Source organism: Halomonas sp., from assembly GCF_041689495.1.
In the GTDB taxonomy this organism is placed as follows: Bacteria; Pseudomonadota; Gammaproteobacteria; order Pseudomonadales; family Halomonadaceae; genus Halomonas.
Window position 1 is genome coordinate 1 of the sequence record NZ_JBDNGD010000486.1, and the last position, 1,030, is coordinate 1,030.

General features: G+C 66.2%; 1 protein-coding gene. It reads left to right on the top strand.

Translation table 11 applies throughout. From position 1 onward, the window contains the following. On the top strand, positions 1 to 1,029 hold a 1,029-nt coding region (hemN, locus tag ACESMD_RS14625; RefSeq protein WP_372614409.1), incomplete at its 5' end, for an oxygen-independent coproporphyrinogen III oxidase. Position 1,030: the final 1 nt, after the last annotated feature.

Sequence of the window (1,030 nt, forward strand, 5' to 3'; positions counted from 1 at the left end):
ACCTACCTGAGCAATGACCAGCTCGGCGAGCTGATGGCGGCGCTGGATACCGCCTTCCACTTCGCCGAGCCCGAGGCGCGGGAGTTCTCCCTGGAGGTGGACCCCCGCACCGTGACCCCCGAGCAGATCCACGAGCTCCGTGTCCTGGGGTTCAACCGCCTGAGCTTCGGCGTGCAGGACTTCGACCCCGACGTCCAGGCGGCGGTCAATCGTGTCCAGAGCGAGGCCCAGGTGGTGGAACTGGTGGCCGCGGCCCGCGAGGCCGGCTTCCAGTCGGTGAGTGTCGACCTGATCTACGGCCTGCCGCTGCAGACCGTGGCCAGCTTCGATGCCACCCTGGACAAGATCATCGCCCTGCACCCGGACCGCATCGCCGCCTACAGCTATGCCCACCTGCCGGAGCTGTTCAAGGCCCAGCGGCTGATCCGTCCCGAGGACATGCCGCCGCCGGAGCGCAAGATCGAACTGCTGGAGCTGACCATCCGCCGCCTCACCGAGGCGGGCTATGTCTACATCGGCATGGACCATTTCGCCCTGCCCGAGGACGAGCTCTCCCTGGCGAAGGAGAACGGTACCCTGCAGCGCAACTTCCAGGGCTACTCGACGCAGGCCGACTGCGACCTGATCGGCCTTGGCAATACCGCCATCGGCAAGGTGGGCGACAGCTACAGCCAGAACGTCAAGGAGACGGCCCAGTACCAGGCGCACCTCAAGGCAGGCCGGCTACCGGTGATGCGCGGTTACCGTCTGAACGCCGACGATCGGCTGCGCCGGGACGTGATCAACGCCCTGATGTGCCATGGCCACATCGATGTCGCCGCGATCGAGGCGGCCCATGACATCGACTTCCAGGATACCTTCGCCGACGCCCTCGACGAACTCGCCGAGATGGAAGCCGATGGTCTGTTGGCGATCCACGAGAGCGAGATCGAGGTGCTGCCGGCCGGACGGCTGATGATGCGCAATGCCGCCATGGCCTTCGATGCCTACCTGGCACGCAGCGAGGGGCGCTATTCGCGCACCGTCTAGT